General features: G+C 56.6%; 17 protein-coding genes. 9 read left to right on the plus strand and 8 right to left on the minus strand.

Going from position 1 to position 23,021, the window contains the following annotated elements:
* Positions 1-5 precede the first annotated feature (5 nt).
* Entirely contained in the window at positions 6-656 is a 651-nt protein-coding gene (gene rcsB, locus AC2CGP_RS06415) for a response regulator transcription factor RcsB (RefSeq protein WP_015365624.1), read from the plus strand.
* Positions 657-768: 112 nt separating this feature from the next.
* Here rcsB and rcsC read toward each other — a convergent pair whose 3' ends face one another.
* Both rcsC and gyrA read right to left on the minus strand, forming a co-directional pair.
* Positions 769-3,621, minus strand: coding sequence for a two-component system sensor histidine kinase RcsC (gene rcsC, locus AC2CGP_RS06420; RefSeq protein ID WP_047038213.1), 2,853 nt, complete (start codon positions 3,619-3,621; stop codon positions 769-771).
* Between the two features lie 131 nt (positions 3,622-3,752).
* Entirely contained in the window at positions 3,753-6,386 is a 2,634-nt protein-coding gene (gyrA, locus tag AC2CGP_RS06425; protein WP_032710364.1) for a DNA topoisomerase (ATP-hydrolyzing) subunit A, read from the minus strand.
* A gap of 146 nt (positions 6,387-6,532) precedes the next feature.
* Here gyrA and ubiG point away from each other — a divergent pair, with 146 nt between their 5' ends.
* From ubiG to yfaE, 4 genes are all read left to right on the plus strand, one after another.
* Entirely contained in the window at positions 6,533-7,261 is a 729-nt protein-coding gene (gene ubiG / locus AC2CGP_RS06430; RefSeq protein ID WP_015365620.1) for a bifunctional 2-polyprenyl-6-hydroxyphenol methylase/3-demethylubiquinol 3-O-methyltransferase UbiG, read from the plus strand.
* Positions 7,262-7,607: 346 nt separating this feature from the next.
* On the plus strand, positions 7,608-9,893 hold the full coding sequence (gene nrdA / locus AC2CGP_RS06435; protein WP_015365619.1) for a class 1a ribonucleoside-diphosphate reductase subunit alpha: 2,286 nt from the start codon (positions 7,608-7,610) through the stop codon (positions 9,891-9,893).
* A gap of 100 nt (positions 9,894-9,993) precedes the next feature.
* Entirely contained in the window at positions 9,994-11,124 is a 1,131-nt protein-coding gene (nrdB, locus tag AC2CGP_RS06440) for a class Ia ribonucleoside-diphosphate reductase subunit beta (RefSeq protein WP_015365618.1), read from the plus strand.
* On the plus strand, positions 11,124-11,378 hold the full coding sequence (gene yfaE, locus AC2CGP_RS06445) for a class I ribonucleotide reductase maintenance protein YfaE (RefSeq protein WP_015365617.1): 255 nt from the start codon (positions 11,124-11,126) through the stop codon (positions 11,376-11,378). The genes nrdB and yfaE overlap by 1 nt, the downstream gene beginning before the upstream one ends.
* A 93-nt stretch (positions 11,379-11,471) precedes the next feature.
* Here the strand turns inward: yfaE and glpQ are convergent, their stop codons facing one another.
* Positions 11,472-12,539: a glycerophosphodiester phosphodiesterase gene (glpQ, locus tag AC2CGP_RS06450; RefSeq protein WP_411303212.1), complete on the minus strand. Its 1,068-nt coding sequence runs from the start codon at positions 12,537-12,539 to the stop codon at positions 11,472-11,474.
* Between the two features lie 9 nt (positions 12,540-12,548).
* Positions 12,549-13,895: a glycerol-3-phosphate transporter gene (gene glpT / locus AC2CGP_RS06455; protein WP_015365615.1), complete on the minus strand. Its 1,347-nt coding sequence runs from the start codon at positions 13,893-13,895 to the stop codon at positions 12,549-12,551.
* Between the two features lie 270 nt (positions 13,896-14,165).
* Between glpT and glpA the strand changes: the two genes are divergently transcribed.
* The 3 genes from glpA to glpC are packed head-to-tail and all read left to right on the plus strand — an operon-like array spanning position 14,166 to position 18,221.
* A complete protein-coding gene (gene glpA / locus AC2CGP_RS06460; RefSeq protein WP_348849997.1) occupies positions 14,166-15,788 on the plus strand; it encodes an anaerobic glycerol-3-phosphate dehydrogenase subunit A in 1,623 nt (540 codons plus the stop codon).
* Positions 15,778-17,037, plus strand: coding sequence for a glycerol-3-phosphate dehydrogenase subunit GlpB (gene glpB, locus AC2CGP_RS06465; protein ID WP_411303213.1), 1,260 nt, complete (start codon positions 15,778-15,780; stop codon positions 17,035-17,037). The genes glpA and glpB overlap by 11 nt, the downstream gene beginning before the upstream one ends.
* Positions 17,034-18,221, plus strand: coding sequence for an anaerobic glycerol-3-phosphate dehydrogenase subunit GlpC (glpC, locus tag AC2CGP_RS06470; protein WP_045412308.1), 1,188 nt, complete (start codon positions 17,034-17,036; stop codon positions 18,219-18,221). Before glpB ends, glpC begins: the two co-directional genes overlap by 4 nt.
* Before the next feature lies 1 nt (position 18,222).
* Here the strand turns inward: glpC and AC2CGP_RS06475 are convergent, their stop codons facing one another.
* Positions 18,223-19,422 (minus strand): nicotinamide mononucleotide deamidase-related protein YfaY, encoded by a 1,200-nt coding sequence (locus tag AC2CGP_RS06475; protein WP_086630446.1) that lies wholly within the window; start codon positions 19,420-19,422, stop codon positions 18,223-18,225.
* 94 nt (positions 19,423-19,516) lie between these two features.
* Entirely contained in the window at positions 19,517-20,059 is a 543-nt protein-coding gene (locus tag AC2CGP_RS06480; RefSeq protein ID WP_015365610.1) for a YfaZ family outer membrane protein, read from the minus strand.
* 426 nt (positions 20,060-20,485) lie between these two features.
* On the opposite strand from AC2CGP_RS06480, the gene nudI reads away from it, so the two are divergent.
* Positions 20,486-20,911, plus strand: coding sequence for a nucleoside triphosphatase NudI (gene nudI, locus AC2CGP_RS06485; protein ID WP_015365608.1), 426 nt, complete (start codon positions 20,486-20,488; stop codon positions 20,909-20,911).
* On the opposite strand, the gene AC2CGP_RS06490 is transcribed toward nudI, so the two are convergent.
* Both AC2CGP_RS06490 and tctD read right to left on the minus strand, forming a co-directional pair.
* On the minus strand, positions 20,908-22,317 hold the full coding sequence (locus tag AC2CGP_RS06490) for a sensor histidine kinase (protein WP_058676213.1): 1,410 nt from the start codon (positions 22,315-22,317) through the stop codon (positions 20,908-20,910). The genes nudI and AC2CGP_RS06490 overlap by 4 nt on opposite strands.
* Positions 22,304-22,981 (minus strand): transcriptional regulator TctD, encoded by a 678-nt coding sequence (gene tctD / locus AC2CGP_RS06495; RefSeq protein WP_032715029.1) that lies wholly within the window; start codon positions 22,979-22,981, stop codon positions 22,304-22,306. Before tctD ends, AC2CGP_RS06490 begins: the two co-directional genes overlap by 14 nt.
* Positions 22,982-23,021: the final 40 nt, after the last annotated feature.

Below are 23,021 nucleotides of genomic sequence, written 5' to 3' on the forward strand. Positions count from 1 at the left end.
AATACATGAACAATATGAACGTAATTATTGCCGATGACCATCCGATCGTACTGTTCGGCATTCGCAAATCACTTGAGCAGATCGAGTGGGTGAATGTTGTTGGCGAATTTGAAGATTCCACAGCTCTGATTAACAATCTTCCTAAACTTGACGCGCACGTCCTGATTACCGACTTGTCGATGCCTGGCGACAAATATGGCGATGGGATCACCCTGATCAAATACATCAAACGCCATTTTCCGGAGCTGTCGATCATTGTCCTGACGATGAACAACAATCCGGCGATCCTGAGCGCAGTACTGGATCTCGACATTGAGGGGATCGTGCTGAAACAGGGCGCGCCGACCGATCTGCCGAAAGCGCTGGCCGCGCTGCAGAAAGGCAAAAAGTTTACTCCGGAAAGCGTCTCCCGCCTGCTGGAAAAAATCAGCGCCGGCGGTTATGGCGACAAACGCCTGTCGCCGAAAGAGAGTGAGGTTCTGCGTTTGTTCGCTGAAGGCTTCCTGGTCACCGAGATCGCCAAAAAGCTGAACCGCAGCATTAAAACCATCAGTAGCCAGAAGAAATCGGCCATGATGAAGCTGGGTGTCGAAAATGATATCGCACTGCTGAACTACCTCTCTTCCGTTTCTCTTACCTCAACGGATAAAGAGTAATTCACTTTTCCCGGATGGCGGCCAGCCGCCGTTTCCGGGCCATTCTGAAACTTTATTCCCGCCCCGGAGAGCATCGCGCGCCGGGGAGCTCTCAGCACCATTCCGTGCGGCCTCAGCTTGTTTTTCTGGCTTTACGTACCTGCGCGGCATAGGTGGCCAGCGTGTGCTTGAGGATATCCAGCGTTACTGGTTTTGACAGACAGCTATCCATTCCCGACTCCAGACAGCGTTGTTTTTCTTCCGCCAGCGCGTTAGCCGTGACGCCAATAACCGGTAGCGTCATCTCCAGTTGACGGATCCGCTGCGTCAGACGGTAACCATCCATGTTTGGCATGTTCACGTCGCTGAGAACAATATCAATATGTTGTTTACTCAGGACGTTAAGCGCATCGACGCCATCATTAGCCGTCACGCATTGATAACCCAGTGAGCCAAGCTGATCGGCCAACAGGCGGCGGTTAATCGGATGATCGTCGACCACCAGAATCATCATGTCGTCATTGCTGACCGTTGGCGCGTCGTGGGCCGACAGCGCCGGACCATTCTCTTCTACCGCCAGCGCCAGATGCAGCAGGCGTCCCAGCAACGGCAGAAGTTCATGCGGCGTGGTGACGCTATGCAACCACTCTCCCGGCGCGCGCTCAACGGGGATACCGATATGCCGACGGCAGAAGATCACCGCAGCGCTTCCCGGCCAACGCCCGCTGAGTTCATCATCGGTTAATAAAATATCGTCAGCGGCTGGCGTCTGGCCAGCAAATTGCCGTACCGTCAGGCCATGATATTGCAGCAACGATTCGATAAACAGCGCCAGTGACGTATTATGAATCGCCAGCCAACAGGTGCTGTTGCTGTGCTGTTCGGCCAACAGCGGCGGCATCTGCTGCATGCCGTATAACGGAATGCGAATGGTGAAACGGCTCCCCATGCCGGGTTCAGTTTCCACGTCAATGTCGCCATCCATCATGCTGATGAGTTTTTCACAGATAGCCAGTCCCAGGCCGGTTCCCTGGAAATTACGCTGCACCCCGGTACCAACCTGGAAGAACGGGTCGAACAGGCGCACAACCTCTTTCGCCGGGATCCCTTCGCCGGTATCACGTACGCTAATTTGCAGATAGTCGCCGGCGCGCCGTACATGCAGCACGATACAGCCGGTATCGGTAAATTTAATGGCGTTACTCAGCAGGTTGGAAATGACCTGCTGCAGGCGCATCGGGTCGCCAATCATCGTCTGCGGGACATCCGGCTCAATGAAGCAGTACAGCCCAAGCTGCTTGCGCACCACCAGCGGTAGATAGTTCGCCGAAATATGATTCATGACCTCGCGCGGCGAAAACTCTCGTGGCTCGATTTTGAGCTGCTCAGACTCAATTTTCGAGAAGTCGAGAATATCGCTGATAATCTTCAAAAGCAGGCTGGAGGAGTTATTCATCGCCGTCACCAGCCGATCGACTCCCTTCGGCAACGCTTTGGTCTGCAGCAGGTCGAGGTTGCCAATAATGCCGTACAGCGGCGTACGCAGCTCGTGGCTGACGGTGGCAAGGAACATCGATTTCGACTGACTGGCCTGCTCCGCCGCCTGGGCCATCTCCTGCAGCGACTCTTCCATTTTCACACGGGCGGAAACGTCAACCAGCACGCAAATGGCGACGTTTTCATTACGATATCGCGAGTGTACAAAACTAATCTGCAGGTTGGTGTTGTTGCTGGTTAACACGTCGACGAAGTTGACCTGCTGGCCGCAAATAATCTGCGTGAGCCGCTGGCGATCTTCGTGAGTCAGCATATTCAGATAGTTATGCGCCAGTTCGTTACTCAGTATATTGGTGCCGTCCTGCGTGCGTAGAATGCAGATCCCGACCGGCGCGGAGGCGACGATCTTACGGTTGAACTGCTCATGTTCCTCCAGCCGCTGAGCGTCGTTTTCCGCCGGAATAAATATCCGCCGTTCATACATACGCGCCAGCGCGAACAGGATAGCGCCGGTCAGGATATTCAGCACGATAGCGTTGAGGATCAGCATCCTGATACGCTCCAGCACCTGATCGACGGAAACAGAATAGACAATGCTCAGCGATGATGGCAGCAGGCTCTTTTTCAGCACCAGCTCGCGGAAACCAGAGCTGTAACCAAACCACATCCGCTCCTGCATCCAGCGGGTTTCCGGTTTAATGCTGTTATCCGGCCCGGCAAGGGAAATGAGCTGCTGACCGTTATCATCGAGGATCGTCACGCTCATCGGCAGGCTACCTGGCGTAAAGAAGCTCTCCATGCGGATAGTCTGCTCAACGCCGAGCATCGCCTGCAGACGGTTAGCCATGTAGATTGGCGTCAGAGCATAGAAATAACCGACGCCTGGACGCACGCCCTGGCTAATCCAGAACAGGTTATTGCCGCGCTCGTTTTGCGGCGCATCGCGATATTGTTCGATACGCTGATGCAGCACCTTCAGCGCCTGATCGCGCTCCAGCGGCATATCGCGCAGGCCGAAGTTAGCCATGCAGAGGTTGTCGCTGCCAATTAAAAAAATACGGTTCAGGTCGTAGGCGGCAGAGAAATTATCCCGCCAGTAGCGCATGAACCACGCCAGCGATTGCAGTGAGTTGCGCCAGGTGCCGCTCATTGCGCCGCAGTCGGAATCCGGATACAGCGGTTCAAAATTAGGGATTGTGATATTGCCACTATTGGCAAGTAGCGCGCTACCCTCGCTCCCGGTCGCCGCGCGGTTGCCTGCGACGTACTTCAGCTCTTTGATGACATCCGCGGTACGCTGGATGTAGCGCTGGGCCTGGTCGGCGTTAAGATTCAGTTCCTGACGAATTTCCGATTCCCGTTCATGCAGCGCATTAACGATATAAAACACGGAGACAAAAGCAATCAGCATCCATAGCAGAACCGCCAGCGCTCTGAACAGATAACGAGAAACCTTTAAGGTCGTATGAAACGAGGCAAGATATTTCAATGGGGCAATGCTCGGTCGTCAGGGGCTCAACAGAATGGGGTTAAAGTAGCGGTAAATGGGCTCTGCCGCAATGTTAATGCAAAAAGGGCCGGGATAACACCCGGCCCTTTCAGAACATTTACCTGCGACGATTACTCTTCGTCTTCGGCGATGTCGTCGTCAGCGTCGTTTTCCGGCGCGATATCATCATCGCCTTCCGCTACGCTGCCATCGATGGCATCCAGTTCTTCGTCGTCAACCGGCTCAGCCACGCGCTGCAGGCCGACAACGTTTTCATCTTCCGCGGTACGGATCAGAATCACGCCCTGAGTATTACGACCCACGATGCTCACTTCAGAAACGCGAGTACGCACCAGGGTGCCCGCATCGGTAATCATCATGATCTGGTCGCAATCATCGACCTGCACGGCGCCGACCACGGAACCGTTACGTTCGGTGACCTTAATAGAGATAACGCCCTGCGTCGCACGCGACTTGGTCGGATACTCTTCGGCCGCGGTACGCTTGCCGTAACCGTTTTGCGTCACGGTCAGGATCGCCCCTTCGCCACGAGGAATAATCAGCGACACGACGCTATCTTCGCCCGCCAGCTTGATACCGCGTACGCCGGTTGCGGTACGGCCCATCGCGCGAACGGCGTCTTCTTTAAAGCGCACCACTTTACCAGCGGCGGAGAACAGCATCACTTCGTCCTGGCCAGAAGTCAGATCGACGCCGATCAGTTCGTCGCCTTCGTTCAGATTGACGGCGATGATACCGGCAGAACGCGGGCGGCTGAACTCGGTCAATGCCGTTTTCTTCACGGTACCGCTGGCGGTCGCCATAAAGACGTTAACGCCCTCTTCGTACTCGCGAACCGGCAGGATAGCGGTGATACGCTCGTCAGCTTCCAGCGGCAGCAGGTTGACGATTGGTCGACCACGCGCGCCGCGGCTGGCTTCCGGCAACTGATACACTTTCATCCAGTACAGACGACCACGGCTGGAGAAGCAGAGGATCGTGTCATGGGTGTTGGCCACCAGCAGACGGTCGATAAAGTCTTCTTCTTTAATACGCGCTGCCGATTTACCTTTACCGCCACGACGCTGCGCTTCGTAGTCGGTTAACGGTTGATATTTCACATAGCCCTGGTGCGACAGGGTCACGACAACATCTTCCTGGTTAATCAGGTCTTCGATATTGATATCAGCGCTGTTGGCGGTGATTTCGGTACGACGCGCATCGCCAAACTGTTCTTTAACCAGCTCCAGCTCTTCGCGAATAACTTCCATCAGACGATCGGCGCTGCCCAGGATGTGCAGCAGCTCGGCGATCTGATCCAGCAGCTCTTTGTACTCGTCGAGCAGTTTTTCATGCTCCAGACCGGTCAGTTTCTGCAGACGCAGATCCAGAATCGCCTGAGCCTGCTGTTCGGTCAGATAGTACTGGCCGTCACGCACGCCAAACTCTGGCTCCAGCCATTCCGGACGCGCGGCGTTATCGCCGGCGCGCTCCAGCATCGCGGATACATTGCCCAGATCCCATGAACGCGCGATTAAACCCGCTTTTGCTTCCGCCGGCGTCGGCGCGCGGCGAATCAGTTCAATGATCGGATCGATGTTAGCCAGCGCAATCGCCAGCGCTTCAAGGATATGCGCACGGTCGCGCGCCTTGCGCAGTTCGAAAATAGTACGACGAGTGACAACTTCGCGGCGGTGACGAACAAACGCCGCAATGATGTCCTTCAGGTTCATGATCTTCGGCTGACCGTGGTGCAGCGCAACCATGTTGATACCGAAGGAAACCTGCAGTTGGGTCTGGGAGTAGAGGTTGTTAAGAACCACTTCACCCACCGCGTCGCGTTTCACTTCGATAACGATACGCATACCGTCTTTGTCAGACTCGTCGCGCAGCGCGCTGATGCCTTCAACGCGTTTGTCTTTCACCAGCTCGGCGATTTTCTCAATCAGGCGCGCTTTGTTCACCTGATACGGAATTTCGTGCACGATGATGGTTTCACGGCCGGTTTTCGCGTCAGCTTCGACTTCCGCGCGCGCGCGAATGTAAACTTTACCGCGACCGGTACGATAGGCCTCTTCAATACCGCGACGGCCGTTAATGATAGCGGCGGTCGGGAAGTCCGGGCCCGGAATGTGTTCCATCAGCCCTTCAATGCTGATGTCTTCGTTGTCAACGTATGCCAGGCAGCCGTTGATGACTTCCGTCAGGTTATGCGGCGGAATGTTGGTCGCCATACCTACGGCGATACCGGAAGAACCGTTCACCAGCAGGTTAGGGATTTTTGTCGGCATGACGTCAGGGATTTTCTCCGTGCCGTCATAGTTGTCGACGAAATCAACCGTCTCTTTTTCGAGATCGGCCATCAGCTCATGAGCGATCTTCGACATACGGATTTCCGTATAACGCATCGCTGCGGCGGAGTCGCCATCGACAGAACCAAAGTTACCCTGGCCATCGACCAGCATATAACGCAAGGAGAACGGCTGCGCCATACGTACGATGGTGTCATAAACGGCGGTATCACCATGCGGGTGGTATTTACCGATTACGTCGCCAACGACACGGGCTGATTTTTTATAGGCTTTGTTCCAGTCATTGCCCAATACGTTCATGGCGTATAGTACGCGACGGTGTACCGGCTTCAGGCCATCTCGGACATCCGGCAGCGCACGGCCAACAATGACCGACATCGCATAATCCAGATACGAGCTTTTCAGCTCTTCCTCAATGTTGACCGGTGTAATTTCTCTCGCAAGGTCGCTCATCTAACCGCTATCCCTCTACTGTGTCCCGGATTCAAAGGTCGCAAATTATAACACAGCCGTCGTAATAGAGGTAAAGCAATACGGTTTATTCGTGGCAGTCTGCTGATATACTCGCAGGTCAGAACAGAAAAGGAGTAAAAGCGCCCATGAATGCCGAAAAACCGTCGGTGGCCCCCAACGTTGATCACAATGAAATCGCCAAATTTGAAGCCGTCGCCTCGCGCTGGTGGGATCTAGAAGGCGAGTTCAAACCGCTGCATCGCATCAACCCGTTGCGCCTTGGCTATATTGCCGAACGCTCCGGCGGCCTGTTCGGCAAAAAAGTGCTCGATGTCGGCTGCGGCGGCGGCATCCTCGCCGAAAGCATGGCGCGCGAAGGTGCGACGGTCACTGGTCTGGATATGGGCTTCGAGCCGCTGCAGGTCGCAAAACTGCACGCGCTGGAGAGCGGCGTTCAGGTAGAGTACGTACAAGAGACCGTCGAAGAGCATGCGGCGAAGCACACCCAGCAGTACGACGTCGTCACCTGTATGGAGATGCTCGAGCACGTCCCTGACCCACAGTCGGTAGTGCACGCCTGCGCGCGGCTAGTGAAGCCCGGCGGCCAGGTCTTCTTCTCGACCATTAACCGCAACGGCAAAGCGTGGCTGATGGCCGTGGTCGGCGCGGAATACGTGATGAAAATGGTGCCAAAAGGTACGCATGACGTTAAGAAATTTATCAAGCCGGCGGAGCTCATCGGCTGGATCGATCAGACTCCTCTGAAAGAGCAGCACATTACCGGCCTGCATTACAATCCGCTCACCAATACCTTCAAGCTGGCGCCGGGCGTTGATGTTAACTATATGTTGCATACAACGGCGAAAAAAGCATAACGTCATACGTTTTTATGATGATGATTGCGCGGCATCAAGCTGCGCAATTTTCCCTTCCGACGAAGAAATCAGCACTCGATCAAATTTTGATTTTTTTTTCTGTTTTATTGACTTCTTCTCCAGGCCTTATACGGCGTGGACTTAGCGATTATTACGCCTGCGCAACCTCAAATTAACGTCAAAATCAACCCTTGTACTCAAAAGAATCCTTACTAAAATAACTCACCATATAGCGTTCTTTTTATCGACAACCCCCTACATATAGTATTTATCCACAGAGTTAGTCACAACGACTGGCTGTGGATAAATGGGGGGATATTTTTTCTCACGGACAGGTAAAAACCACATGAATCAGAGTCTGCTGGTGACAAAGCGCGACGGTAGCACCGAGCGTATCAATCTCGACAAAATCCATCGCGTACTAGATTGGGCGGCAGAAGGACTGAATAACGTTTCGATTTCCCAGGTAGAGCTGCGTTCGCATATTCAGTTCTATGACGGCATTAAAACCGCCGACATCCACGAGACCATTATTAAGGCCGCAGCGGACCTGATCTCCCGCGATGCGCCGGACTACCAGTACCTGGCCGCGCGACTGGCGATTTTCCACCTGCGCAAGAAAGCGTTTGGCCAGTTTGAACCGCCGGCGCTGTACACCCATGTGGTGAACATGGTCGAAAAAGGTAAATACGATCATCATCTGCTGGAAGACTACACGGAAGAAGAGTTCCAGCAGATGGACGGTTTTATCGACCACTGGCGCGATATGAACTTCTCCTACGCGGCCGTTAAGCAGCTGGAAGGTAAATACCTGGTGCAGAACCGCGTCAGCGGCGAAATCTATGAAAGCGCCCAGTTCCTCTATATTCTGGTTGCGGCTTGCCTGTTCTCTAACTATCCTCGTGAGACCCGTCTGGACTATATCAAGCGTTTCTATGACGCGGTGTCCACCTTTAAAATCTCGCTGCCGACGCCGATCATGTCCGGCGTGCGTACCCCAACCCGTCAGTTCAGCTCCTGCGTACTGATCGAGTGCGGCGATAGCCTGGATTCGATCAACGCCACCTCCAGCGCGATTGTGAAATATGTTTCCCAGCGCGCCGGTATCGGTATCAACGCCGGCCGCATTCGTGCGCTGGGTAGCCCGATCCGCGGCGGCGAAGCCTTCCACACCGGCTGCATCCCGTTCTATAAGCACTTCCAGACCGCAGTGAAATCCTGTTCGCAGGGCGGCGTTCGCGGCGGCGCGGCCACCCTCTTCTATCCGATGTGGCATCTGGAAGTCGAAAGCCTGCTGGTGTTGAAAAACAACCGCGGCACCGACGCCAACCGCGTTCGCCACATGGACTACGGCGTGCAGATCAACAAGCTGATGTACACCCGCCTGCTGAAGGGCGAGGACATCACCCTGTTCAGCCCGTCCGACGTTCCTGGCCTGTACGATGCGTTCTTCGCCGATCAGGACGAGTTCGAACGCCTGTACACTAAATACGAAAAAGACGACAGTATCCGCAAACAGCGTATTAAAGCCGTTGAGCTGTTCTCGCTGATGATGCAGGAACGCGCCTCTACCGGCCGTATCTATATCCAGAACGTTGACCACTGCAACACCCACAGCCCGTTCGACCCGGTTGTCGCGCCGGTGCGCCAGTCTAACCTGTGCCTGGAAATCGCCCTGCCGACCAAACCGCTGGACGATGTGAACGACGAAAATGGCGAAATCGCGCTGTGCACGCTGTCGGCATTCAACCTTGGCGCCATCGATAGCCTCGATGAGCTGGAGGATCTGGCGGTACTGGCGGTGCGCGCGCTGGATGCGTTGCTGGATTATCAGGATTACCCAATCCCGGCGGCTAAACGTGGCGCGATGGGTCGTCGTACGCTGGGTATCGGCGTTATCAACTTCGCTTACTATCTGGCGAAACATGGCAAGCGCTACTCCGACGGCAGCGCCAACAATCTGACACACAAAACGTTCGAAGCTATTCAGTACTATCTGCTGAAGGCCTCCAACGAACTGGCTATCGAACAAGGCGCCTGCCCGTGGTTCAATGAAACCACCTACGCGCAGGGTATTCTGCCGATCGATACTTATAAGAAAGACCTGGATGCGATCGTGAGCGAATCTCTGCATTTCGACTGGGAGCAGCTGCGCGAATCCATTAAAACCCACGGCCTGCGTAACTCTACGCTCTCCGCGCTGATGCCGTCTGAGACCTCTTCGCAGATCTCCAACGCCACCAACGGCATCGAACCGCCGCGCGGCCACGTGAGCATCAAAGCGTCGAAAGATGGGATTTTGCGCCAGGTCGTTCCGGATTACGAAAATCTGCAGAACGCCTACGAACTGCTGTGGGAAATGCCGAATAACGACGGCTATCTGCAGCTGGTCGGCATCATGCAGAAGTTTATCGATCAGTCGATTTCCGCCAACACCAACTATGACCCGACGCGTTTCCCGTCCGGAAAAGTGCCGATGCAGCAGTTGCTGAAAGATCTGCTCAACGCCTATAAATTCGGCGTGAAAACGCTGTACTATCACAACACCCGTGATGGCGCGGAAGACGCCCAGGATGACCTGGCCCCGTCAATTCAGGACGACGGCTGCGAAAGCGGCGCATGTAAGATCTAAAGTATTTTTGCCGGGTGGCGCGATGCCTACCCGGCCTACGGTTTTGTAGGCCCGGCAAACGCAGTGTCGCCGGGCGATACAATCTCAACAGGACCCACTCATGGCATACACCACTTTTTCACAGACGAAAAACAATCAACTGCTTGAGCCGATGTTTTTTGGCCAGCCGGTTAACGTGGCCCGCTACGATCAGCAAAAATATGACATCTTTGAAAAGCTGATTGAAAAGCAGCTCTCCTTCTTCTGGCGCCCGGAAGAAGTCGACGTTTCGCGCGATCGCATCGACTATCAGGCGCTGCCGGAACATGAAAAGCATATATTCATCAGCAACCTGAAATATCAGACGCTGCTTGATTCCATTCAGGGCCGTAGCCCGAACGTCGCGCTGCTGCCGCTGATTTCCATCCCGGAACTGGAAACCTGGGTAGAAACCTGGGCCTTTTCCGAGACGATCCACTCGCGCTCCTATACCCACATTATTCGCAATATCGTCAACGACCCGGCGACGGTGTTCGACGATATCGTGACCAATGAGCAGATCCAGAAACGCGCGGAAGGCATCTCTCACTATTACGATTCTTTGATCGAAATGACCAGCTACTGGCATCTGCTGGGCGAAGGCACCCACACCGTCAACGGCAAAACCGTGACCGTGAATCTGCGCGAGCTGAAAAAGAAACTGTATCTGTGCCTGATGAGCGTCAACGCGCTGGAAGCAATCCGCTTCTACGTTAGCTTCGCCTGCTCTTTCGCCTTTGCCGAACGCAAGCTGATGGAAGGCAACGCCAAAATTATTCGCCTGATCGCCCGCGATGAAGCGCTGCACCTGACCGGCACTCAGCATATGCTGAACCTGCTGCGCTCCGGCAGCGACGATCCGGAAATGGCGGAAATCGCCGAAGAGTGCAAACAAGAGTGCTATGACCTGTTCGTGCTGGCGGCGCAGCAGGAAAAAGAGTGGGCGGACTATCTGTTCCGCGACGGCTCGATGATCGGCCTGAACAAAGATATTCTCTGCCAGTACGTCGAGTACATCACCAATATTCGCATGCAGGCGGTGGGCCTCGATCTACCGTTCCAGACCCGCTCCAACCCGATCCCATGGATCAATACCTGGCTGGTTTCCGACAACGTTCAGGTCGCGCCGCAGGAAGTGGAGGTCAGCTCTTATCTCGTCGGCCAGATCGATTCTGAAGTCGATGCCGACGATCTGAGCAACTTCCAGCTGTAATGAAGCGGATTTTCTTGAGGATTTCTGACACTCGCCTTGAGTGTCAGGATGAACATCCTTCCCTGTTGGCCGCGCTTGAATCGCATAACATCGACGTGGAGTATCAGTGCCGCGAAGGCTATTGCGGTTCCTGCCGCACGCGTCTGGTGTCAGGCCAGGTTGACTGGCTGACCGAACCGCTGGCGTTTATCCAGCCGGGAGAGATTTTGCCCTGCTGCTGCCGGGCGAAAGGCGATATTGAGATCGAGATGTAAGTGTTGTCGATGTGTGCGGCCTGATGCCCTCACCCCGGCCCTCTCCCACAGAGAGAGGGGGAAAACATAAAAGGGCCTTACGGCCCTTTTGCTTTATTTCGCGTCCAGGAACTGCACCGCTTTATCCGGGAAATCGGTAAACAAGCCGTCGACACCCGCCTGGTTATACAGCACGTCATAGAGCTGATTAACGTTAGTGGCGTACTCCGGCAACTGATCCGCGCGCACGGTGTACGGATGCACCTGCAGATGGCTGGCGTGCGCCTCTTTTACCATCGCCGTCAGCTTCACCGCGCCCGGCTTCGAGCCTTCCGCTACCAGCATATGGTAATCCGGGCCGATACCGTCGGCGTACTGCGCAATCTGCGCCATCGCCCCCGGCTTGAACATCCAGTCATAGCTGTAGTTCACCCATTTACCATCGGCCTGTTTCTGCTGCGTTTCATTCCAGTCGGTATAGGCGATGAGCTGCACCAGATTGAGATCCATCCCCATCTTCGGCTCCAGCTCATCCTTAATGCGTTTGAGCTCGTTGGCGTCAAAACATTGCAGATAAACCCTATCCTGCTTGCTGGTGTAGCCATATTCCTTCAGCACTTTCAGCGTGCTGGCGGCAATATCTTTGCCTTCCTGATGGTGGAACCACGGCGCTTTGATTTCCGGGTAGATACCGATATTTTTACCCGTCGAATGGTTTAGCCCCTGTACAAACTCAATCTCTTCTTCAAAGGTATGAATGCGGAAATCGGATTTGCCCATCGGGAAACGCCCAGGATAGGTTTGCACGTTTTTGCCATCTTTCGGCTCAAAACCTTCGGTGAACTTCAGCGACTTAATCTCGGCCAGGGTAAAGTCGATGGCGTAAAAACGGCCGTCTTTACGCGCCCGCTGCGGGAAACGCTGCGCAACGTCAGTCACCCGATCGAGATAGTGGTCATGCAACACCACCAGCCGGTCGTCTTTGGTCATCACCAGGTCTTGCTCAAGGTAATCCGCCCCCTGAGCGTAAGCCATCGCTTTCGCCGGCAGGGTATGTTCCGGCAGATACCCGCTGGCGCCGCGGTGGGCGATGACAATTTTCTCTGCCGCGACGGCGCTGAAGCACAGCGCCGAACTGGCCAAAATCATTCCGCTCATTAACGCGGTGAGTTTCATTTTCATCGCCGCTCCTTAGGCTTGTTTCAGTTGTTGATGATGGCGACGCTCGCCAAGCATGACGATAATCAACAGCAGTACCGCCAGTACGCTACCGCCAATCATCACCATGAAGCCGCCATCCCAGCCGAAGAAATCGACGGTATAGCCAACAATGGCGCTCGCGGCTACGGAACCGCCAAGATAACCGAACAGACCGGTGAAGCCCGCGGCGGTGCCGGCGGCTTTTTTCGGCGCCAGTTCCAGCGCATGCAGACCGATCAGCATCACCGGGCCGTAAATCAGGAAGCCAATGACGATCATACAGGCCATATCGACGCCCGGATTACCCGGCGGGTTCAGCCAGTAAACGATAGTGGCAATCGTCACCAGGGTCATAAAGAACACGCCGGTCGCGCCGCGGTTGCCTTTAAACACTTTGTCCGACATCCAGCCGCACAGCAAAGTACCGGGGATCCCCGCGTACTCATACAGGAAGTAGGCCCAGGAAGATTTATCCAGCGCGAAGTGTTTGACCTCTTTCAGGTAGGTCGGCGACCAGTCCAGAATGCCGTAGCGCAGCAGATAAACGAAGACGTTAGCGATCGCGATGTACCACAGCAGCTTGTTCGGCAGAATGTACTGCATAAAGATCTGCTTCGCCGTCAGCTCTTCTTCGTGCTTTTCGCTATAGTCATCCGGATAGTCGTTTTTATACTCTTCGATCGGCGGCAGACCGCAGGACTGCGGGGTATCGCGCATCATCGCGAAGGCAAAAATCGCCAGCAGGATCGCGCCGAAGGCCGGCATATACAGCGCCGCGTGCCAGTCGTTAAACCACGCCATCCCTAACAGGAACAGCAGCGGCGGAATACCGCCGCCGACGTTATGCGCGCAGTTCCACACTGAGACAATCCCGCCGCGTTCTTTCTGCGACCACCAGTGCACCATGGTACGACCACACGGCGGCCAGCCCATCCCCTGGAACCATCCGCACAGGAACAGTAATACGAACATGATCATGATGCTGGAAGTCGCCCACGGCACGAAGCCCATCACCAGCATCACCAGCGCCGCCAGAATTAACCCTGCCGGCAGGAAAATGCGCGGATTCGAGCGGTCGGAGACCGAGCCCATGATAAATTTCGAAAATCCGTAGGCGATAGAGATACCGGAAAGCGCGAAACCGAGGTCGCCACGAGAGAAGCCCTGCTCAATCAGATAAGGCATCGCCAGCGCAAAGTTCTTACGAACCAGATAGTAAGCGGCATAACCGAAGAAGATGCCAATAAAGATCTGCCAACGTAATCGACGATACAACGGGTCGATTTCCGCCGCCGGCAAACGCGCTTTATGCGCTGCGGGTTTAAAAATACTTAACATATCAGCCTCCGTGGCCATTGCTGTTTCACTGACATCGACGCAAAAAATCTAATTTATTCACGTACTTCTAATTAGGTCGCGATGGTAGGCAAAGCGTAGAACTAATACTGTGAAATATCGCACATTTTGTTACAGATATATGACAAAATTTTCCAATGTGAGCACAAAATCACAGCAAACGCTCGAATTGCGCGCAAATATGCTCGAAATCAAACATTCCACACTATTGATATGGCTAAATGGTGTAAAACGAAAGTAGAGGACCGGAAGATGGCCGAGACGCAAGAATTTGATGCGCTGATTATTGGCGGCGGCGCCACAGGCGCGGGAATCGCCCGCGACTGCGCCCTGCGCGGGTTACGTGTGGCGTTGATTGAGCGGCACGATATCGCCACCGGCGCCACCGGCCGCAACCATGGTCTGTTGCACAGCGGCGCGCGCTATGCCGTCACCGATAGCGAATCCGCGCGCGAATGTATCAGCGAGAATCGCATTTTACGTCGCATCGCCCGCCACTGCATTGAACCCACCAACGGGCTGTTTATCACCCTGCCTGAAGATGACATGGCCTGGCAGCAAACCTTTATCCACGCCTGTCAGCAGGCCGGTATTGATGCTAAACCGCTTACCCCCGCTGAAGCATTGCGTCTGGAACCCGCGGTCAACCCTACGCTGCTTGGCGCCGTACAAGTACCGGACGGCACCGTCGATCCGTTCCGCCTGACGGCAGCCAATATGCTCGACGCCCGCGAACACGGTGCGCAGATCCTTACCGGCTGCGAAGTCACCGGTCTGCTGCGCCAGGGCGATCGCGTGTACGGAGTACAGATCTACGATCATCAACACCGCGAAGCGCGTAGCATTCGCGCACAGGTCGTCGTCAACGCCGCCGGGATCTGGGGCCAACGCATCGCGGAGTACGCCGATCTGCGCATCTCCATGTTCCCGGCAAAAGGCTCGCTGCTGATCCTCGATCACCGCATTAATAACCAGGTGATTAACCGCTGCCGCAAGCCGGCGGATGCCGATATTCTGGTGCCCGGCGATACCATTTCGTTGATTGGCACCACCTCGACGCATATTCCTTATGACGAAATTGACGATAACCGGGTGACGACGGAAGAGGTCGATACGCTGCTGCGCGAAGGTGAAAAACTGGCGCCGATCATGGGGCGTACCCGGGTGCTACGCGCCTACTCCGGCGTCCGTCCGCTGGTCGCCAGCGATGACGATCCCAGCGGGCGCAGCGTCAGCCGCGGTATTGTGCTGCTCGACCACGCCCCGCGCGACGGTATGGAAGGCTTTATCACCATCACCGGCGGTAAGTTGATGACCTACCGTTTGATGGCGGAATGGGCCAGCGACGCCGTCTGCCGCAAACTCGGCAATGCTGAGCCGTGCCGCACCGCGGAGCGCCCGCTACCGGGTTCGCAGGAAGCCACAGAAACCACGCTGAAAAAGATTATCTCGCTACCGACGCCGCTGCGCGGGTCGGCGGTGTATCGCCACGGCGACCGCACCCCAGCATGGCTCGGCGACAGCCGCCAGCACCGTAGCCTGGTCTGCGAATGTGAAGCGGTCACCGCCGGGGAAGTGCAGTACGCGGTAGAGAATCTAGCGGTGAAGAATTTGCTCGACCTGCGCCGCCGTACCCGAGTCGGCATGGGCACCTGCCAGGGTGAACTGTGCGCCTGCCGCGCCGCCGGACTGCTCCAGCGCTTCAACGTCGCCACCCCGGCGCAGTCGTTAACTCAGCTGTCGGAATTTCTCAATGAGCGCTGGAAGGGCGTTCAGCCCATCGCCTGGGGCGACGCGCTGCGCGAAAGTGAATTTACCCGCTGGGTCTACCTCGGCTTATGCGGACTGCAAAAGGAGCATCAGGATGAAATTTGATTGCGCCATCGTCGGCGGCGGACTGGCCGGGCTGTTGTGCGGGCTGGCGCTGAATCAACACGGCCTACGCTGCGTGATAATCAGCCGTGGGCAAAGCGCGCTGCACTTTTCCTCTGCTTCATTAGACCTGCTCTCGGCGCTGCCGAACGGCGATACCGTCACTGATGTCGTACAAGGTCTTCAGCAACTGGCCGTTCAGCTTCCTGAACACACCTACTCCCGCCTCGGCGCCGACGCGGTGCTCGAATACGCCAGACAGACCGAAGCGCTGCTGGCCGCCTGCGGCGCGAACATGCAAGGCGAAGCGCGCCGACCGCACCTGCGGGTAACGCCGCTGGGGACGTTGCGACCGGCGTGGCTGTCGCCGGAAGAGGTTCCGCTGGCGCCCATCGCGCAGCAACGCGTATGCATGGTGGGGATTAGCGGTTTTGCCGATTTTCAACCGCATCTGGCCGCCGCCGCCCTCGGACAGAGCGGAGTGGATGCCGCCGCGGCGGAGATTGATTTACCGCTGCTTGATGTGCTGCGCGATAACCCTACGGAGTTCCGTGCCGCCAACATCGCCCGCGTGCTTGATGATGAAAACCTGTGGCCTGCCCTGCAGTCCGCGCTGCTGCCGCTGGCGCAAGAGTACGAGCTGCTGATGATGCCCGCCTGTTTTGGGCTCGCGGATAATCGCCTCTGGCATTGGCTACAAGAACATCTGCCCTGCCCGCTGCGCCTGCTGCCGACGCTGCCGCCTTCGGTGCCGGGGATGCGCCTGCATAGCCAGCTTCAGCGCCAGTTCATCCGCACCGGCGGTACCTGGCTTGCCGGCGACGAGGTGGTGAAAATCAGCCATCAGCAGGGCACCGTCGAGGCCGTCTGGACGCGAAATCACGGCGATATCGCACTGCGTCCGCGCTTTACCGTGTTGGCGAGCGGTAGCTTTTTCAGTAACGGTCTCGTCGCCACCCGTGATAGCGTGCGCGAACCGATTCTCGGCCTTGATCTGCAGCAAACGCTGGCGCGCGATAGCTGGTATCAGCGTGATTTCTTCGCATCACAACCGTGGCAGCGCTTTGGTTTGAAGACTGACCCCATGCTGCGCCCACACCTGCTCGGCCAGCCGCTAACGAATCTTTTCGCTATCGGCTCGCTGCTCGGCGGTTTCGATGCCATTCAACTCGGCTGCGGCGGCGGCGTTTGCGCCGTCACCGCGCTGCATGCCGCCAGACAGATCCACGCCCTTGCAGGAGGCCGGTCATGAACGATACCCGCTTTGAAAGCTGCATAAAATGCACGGTTTGTACCACCGCCTGCCCGGTGAGCCGGGTAAATCCGCGCTATCCCGGCCCGAAACAGGCGGGGCCGGACGGCGAACGTCTGCGTCTGAAAGATGGCGCGCTGTACGACGATGCGCTGAAATATTGTATTAATTGCAAACGCTGCGAGGTGGCCTGTCCATCTGATGTGAAAATCGGCGATATTATTCAACGCGCGCGTGCGCAGTACAGCCAGCAAACACCGACCCTGCGCGATGCCATCCTCAGCCATACCGACCTGATGGGTACCCTTTCCACGCCTTTTGCGCCGCTGGTCAACGCCACAACGGGGTTAAAACCGGTACGCCGCCTGCTCGACGCGGCGCTGAAAATCGACCATCGCCGCACGCTGCCGAAATATGGCTTCGGCACCTTTCGCCGCGCTTACCGCCAGCTCGCCGCCGCACAGGCGCAGTACAGCGAGCAGGTGGCTTTCTTCCATGGCTGCTACGTCAACTATAACCACCCGCAATTGGGTAAGGATCTGATTCGCGTCGTCAACGCGCTGGGTACCGGCGTGCAGCTCTTATCAAAAGAAAAATGCTGCGGCGTCCCGCTTATCGCCAACGGCTTTTTTGACAAAGCGCGCAAGCAAGCGCACAGCAACGTCGCCGCCATGCGCGAAAACAGCTTGCCGATCATCGCCACCTCTTCAACCTGTACTTTTACCCTGCGCGATGAATATCCCCATATCCTGGATATCGATAACAGCGATCTGCGCGATCGGGTGGAGTTAGCGACCCGCTGGATTTGGAAACAGCTCGATGCCGGCAAAACCCTTCCATTGCGCCCGCTGCCGCTGAAGGTGGTCTATCACACCCCATGTCATATGGAAAAAATGGGCTGGTCGCTATACACCCTTGAGCTTCTGCGCCAAATCCCGGGCCTACAACTGGAAGTGCTGGATTCGCAGTGCTGCGGTATCGCCGGCACCTTCGGCTTTAAGTCGGAAAACTATTCGTCGGCGCAGGCGATTGGCGCGCCATTATTTCGCCAGATTGAGGAGAGCGGCGCGGACGTAGTGATTACCGATTGCGAAACCTGCAAATGGCAGATTGAGATGTCCACCAGCAAGCGCTGCGAACATCCCATTACTCTGCTGGCGCAGGCGCTGGGCGCGCCTGCCTGAATCAGTCGATAAACAGCGTCTCGACGACGTTGATCCAACCATGCTCGCCGCTGACCGGCTTACCGTCGAGCCAGCGGCGCAGCATATTCAGCGCCATCATGGCGCAGACTTCTTGCCGCACCGACAGCCCGTGGCGATTCACGCTGAACTTGACCCTCAGCGCGTGCGTACCTTCCGGCGTCGCCAGCACAAAGTTCAGGTAATCGGCCTCCTGACCGCTGACCGACAACGCCAGCCCGGCAAAATGGTTAACGCGCCGCTCGGCGGCCCAGCGCGCCGATTGCGCTAAGGTCTCCTCCTGCGCCGGCACCACTTCGCTGGCGAGAAGCGGCGCGTTCGCCCGCCTCAGCTGCAGCGCCAGCAGGCCGCTGGTGAACTGTTCGCTCAAGGTCAGGCTAAGCTGACGCTCCTGCAGGCAACGCGCGATCTGCACAGGTAAGCCTTCCGTGCCCTCAAAGATAAGGCTCTCTCCGGCTACCTTATGCACTTCCGGCCACAGCGCCAGCATCGCATCGCGCTGCTCGGCAGGACCGGTTAGTTTTAGCTCGATAATCGGCATTGACGAGCGATAGCCCATCACCACACCAGGGGGGAGCTGCAGGTGATTAAGGCTCTGCGCCAGCTCGCTTTCTGAACGTCCGAAGGTGGTTAAACGCAGACAGACAGGCGGCGACGGAAGCGTGAAGCGCGCACGTAAACGCGGTACGATCTCCTGCTCGACCATAACTTTAAATTCAGACGGCACGCCGGGGGTGAAAAACATCAGGCAGCGGTTGAGCTGTACGGCGAACCCGCAGGCAGTGCCCACCGGGTTATTGATCATTTCGGCGCTGGCGGGGATTTCCGCCTGCTTGCGATTGCTTTCCGCCATCGGCCGACCGCGCTCGGCAAAGAATCGCGTCATCGTCTCCAGCCATTCAGCGTTGAGGACCAACCCTTCTCCTTTCGCCGTCGCCGCCGCCAGCGCGCTAAGATCGTCGCTGGTCGGCCCCAGGCCGCCATTCACGATCAGCACATCCGCCTGTTCGCTGCGTTCGCGCAAAATAGCCACCAGCGCATCGAGGTCATCGCCGACGGTATTGCGGCGCGTTAACGGTAAACCCTGATTAAAAAAGTAATCCGCCAGCCAGGCGGCATTGGTATCGACAATCTGCCCATGCAGCACTTCATCGCCGGTGGACAGCATTTCCACTTGTAGCATTATGAACTCCAGCCTGATAAGTCGAATTACTATAGCGCAAAGGCGCGGGCTGGCGACGAAGAAATTTGGCGCGGCGGAAGGCCGCGCCGGAGGATTAGAAGCTGGCGCTGGCGCCGATGTACGGACCGTCGGCGATGGTGTTATCACGGTTGCCGTCTTTGCCCGCCAGGTTCAGGTAGCGATAACCTGCCTGGATGCTAAGCGGACGCATGATGGTCCAGCTGGCGCCAACGTTCGCTTCTTCATAGCTATCGATGCCGCTGGAGAGTGAATCAGGCGAGTAGTAATAGTCGCCGTACAGACGGAAGCTATCGCCGATTTTCCACTGCAGGCCGCCGCCGACCGCGGCCGCATAACCTTCATCGCCCTGCTTCGGATTGGTGTAGATGCCTTTGCCGCCCACGGTCGCCAGGAATGGTCCCAGCGGAATATTTAGACCCAGGCCTAAGCCCGCGGCGTCGCCGTCGTTATCGCTGTGCAACCAGTTGCCGGAAATAGCCAGGCCGGTGGATTCGGTACCGAAGCCAACGCCGAGGTTGGTATAGTGCTCGCCGGCTTCGCCGGTAACGCTAATAGCATGGGCCGCCGAGGAAACCATCATTACCCCGGCCAGGGCCATAAAAATGCTCTTTTTCATTATTTACTCTATCCAGAAAAGAAGAATCAAAGAAGTCCCGAAAAAACCTGAAAATTCTACTGCGCACCCGTCAGGAATCAATGACCTGGCGAAATGATTTTTCACAAGAGTGTAACCAGTTGCGTCTTTTTACAGCAATACCGCCGCGCATTTGCGAAAGAATGCAAATTCTGCCGAATTTAAATTCATCAGAATTATATTGAATTGAGTTGTATTGATTAAATAAATCTATATTAACCTGCGCGATCGCCGTCGCGCAGGCCGTTTGAAGGAAGCAGAAAAATTAATGGGTGAGCAGGGCCAGACGCTCCGGCGCAAGCCCCGTCAGCTTCGCCACCAGCGCCGTATTTCCCTTGCGGTTTGCCGAGGCGCCTCGCAAACTGTTTCCTCGATACCTGGCCCGACTCACTGCGAAGGAGAAAAATCATGCGTCAAAGGACGATTGTTTGCCCGCTAATCCAAAATGATGGCCATTACCTGTTGTGCAAGATGGCTGCCGACCGCGGGGTTTTTCCCGGACAGTGGGCGCTGTCCGGCGGCGGCGTGGAGCCGGGGGAAACTATTGAAGAGGCGCTGCGACGTGAAGTCCGCGAGGAGCTTGGCGAAAAATTACAGTTGACCCGCATCACGCCATGGAGCTTCCGCGATGATACCCGCGTGAAAACCTATGCCGATGGTCGCCAGGAAGAGATCTACATGATCTATTTGATTTTCGATTGCATAAGCGCCAACCGCGAGGTCACGATCAACGAGGAATTCGACGATTACGCGTGGGTGAAGGGCGAAGACCTGCAACATTACGATCTTAATGCCGCGACCCGCCTCACCCTCAGCCAGAAAGGGCTGCTTTAAACCACGGTCAACAGACGCAGCGTCACCTTCAATCCCCCCAGGCTTTCGCTGCGCGACAGCTGAGGCCGACTACGATGTAGACGCGCGATATCGTTAACCAGCGCCAGGCCAAGCCCGGCGCCGGGTATGCCGCCGACGTTATCGAGCCGGCGAAACGGCGTCAGCGCCTGGTTAATCAGGTTTTCATCAATGCCCGGGCCGCTATCCTCCACGCTCAGCGTGACGGCTTCGCCATCGCGATGCAGGCTCAGCGTCACCGTCCCGCGTGCCGGAGTGTAGCGAATCGCATTGTCGAGCAGGTTGGCGCACAGTTCCCCCAACAAAACGCCATCCCCCAAAACGTTCACCGGCGACTGTTCGCCCTCATAACCCAGATCGATGTTTTTACTGCGCGCCTGGGCAATACGCGAAAAACAGCTATGGTGCACGACCTCCTGCAGATCGACCGCGACAAACGCCTGCTCGCCCTGCTCCCGGCGTTTCACCGTCGCCAGTTGCAACAAACGTTCGGTGAGTAAAATCGTATCATCCAGCGTCGCGCGCATGGCCTGCAAACTCTCGCGCCACAGCTGCGGATCCTCGCTGGCCAGCGCCACCGAGGCCTGGGTTTTCAGAACCGCCAGCGGCGTTTTTAACTGATGGGAGGCATCGGCGCTAAAGCGCTCTTGCCGGGAGATCATCACCCGCAGGCGGTCAATATAGCGGTTAAAAGCCACGATCAGCAGCCGCGTTTCCGACCACGGCAGCAATTCCGGTAGCGGCGTCAGCAGGCCGGGTTCGCGGCGCACCATCAGCGCCGAGAGCTGACGCATTGGGCGCAGAACGCGGCGCAGTAGCCACCCCGCCAGTACCAACGTCAACAGCACTAATAAGCCCTGTGACACCCAGGATGAAAACAGCAGTTGTCCGGCCAGCCAGCGCCGCGACTGCAGCGTTTCGGCAATATAAATCTCCGCCATTCCGACGATGCCGCCTTCGTTGACCGGCTGCAGCAGGCGCGCTACGCGGATGGCCTGGCCGCGGTATTCGGTATGATAAAACCATGCCAGCGCCGGATAGAGCTGGGTTCGTGACGTGGCCGGCGGCATCGCCGGCAGATCGTCAAAACCGGAGATCACTTTCCCCTGCGGGTCGACCACCTTGTAATACAGCCGGTCGTTCATGTTGAGTTCAAAGCTGTCCAGCACCACCCAGGGCACATTGACCTCCAGATGACCGCCGCGCACTACCAGCCGCTCCGCCACGGTGCGCGCCGAGGAGAGCAGCGTACGATCGTAGGCCTGCGTCGCCGCCTGCAGCGCGCTCACGTAGCTATTGAATGCCGATAACCCCCACAACAGCGCCAGCGGCAGGCCGAGAAACAGCAGCAGTTGGGCATACAGCGACTGCGGTTTACCCCATTTCATGCGGCTCACACTCCAGCAGATAACCCAGCCCGCGTAGCGTAGTGATACGCACGTTACCCTGCTGGAGTTTCTTGCGCAGGCGGTGAATATAAAGTTCGATGCTTTCCGGGCTGACGTCGTCGCTGAGGCTAAACACCTGTTCAAATAGCTGCTGGCGGGAAACCGGACGGGTACGGCGAAACATCAGCACTTTCAACAGCGCCAGCTCGCGCGGCGTCAGGGACAACATCTCACCACGCAGCAGAAAATAGCCTTCATCGCGATATTCCAGATCGCCAAGCTGCTGCACCTCATGCACCTGCCCTTCGCTGCGTCGCAGCAGCGCCCGCAGCCGGGCATCGAGCTCCTCCAGCTCAAAAGGTTTGGGTAGGTAATCGTCGGCGCCGACGTTCAGCCCTTTCACCCGATCCGCTACCGCGCTGCGCGCGGTCAACAGCAGCACCGGCAGCGTTTGTCCACGCTTACGCAACCGCTGTACCACCTCGAGACCATCTAAGCCCGGCATACCGATATCCAGCACCGCCAGCGCATATTTTTCGCTTTGCAGCAGGTGATCCGCCGCCCGGCCATCAAAAACGCAATCCACGGCAAAACCGCCCTGCACCAGCGCTTTTTCCAGCCAGTGAGCCAGCTCACGGTTATCCTCGGCTAATAAGAGACGCATATCACATCCTGTAAAGTTGCTGTCGCATTGAAAGGGAAAT

It is taken from the genome of Klebsiella sp. SYXHC3, assembly GCF_057196925.1.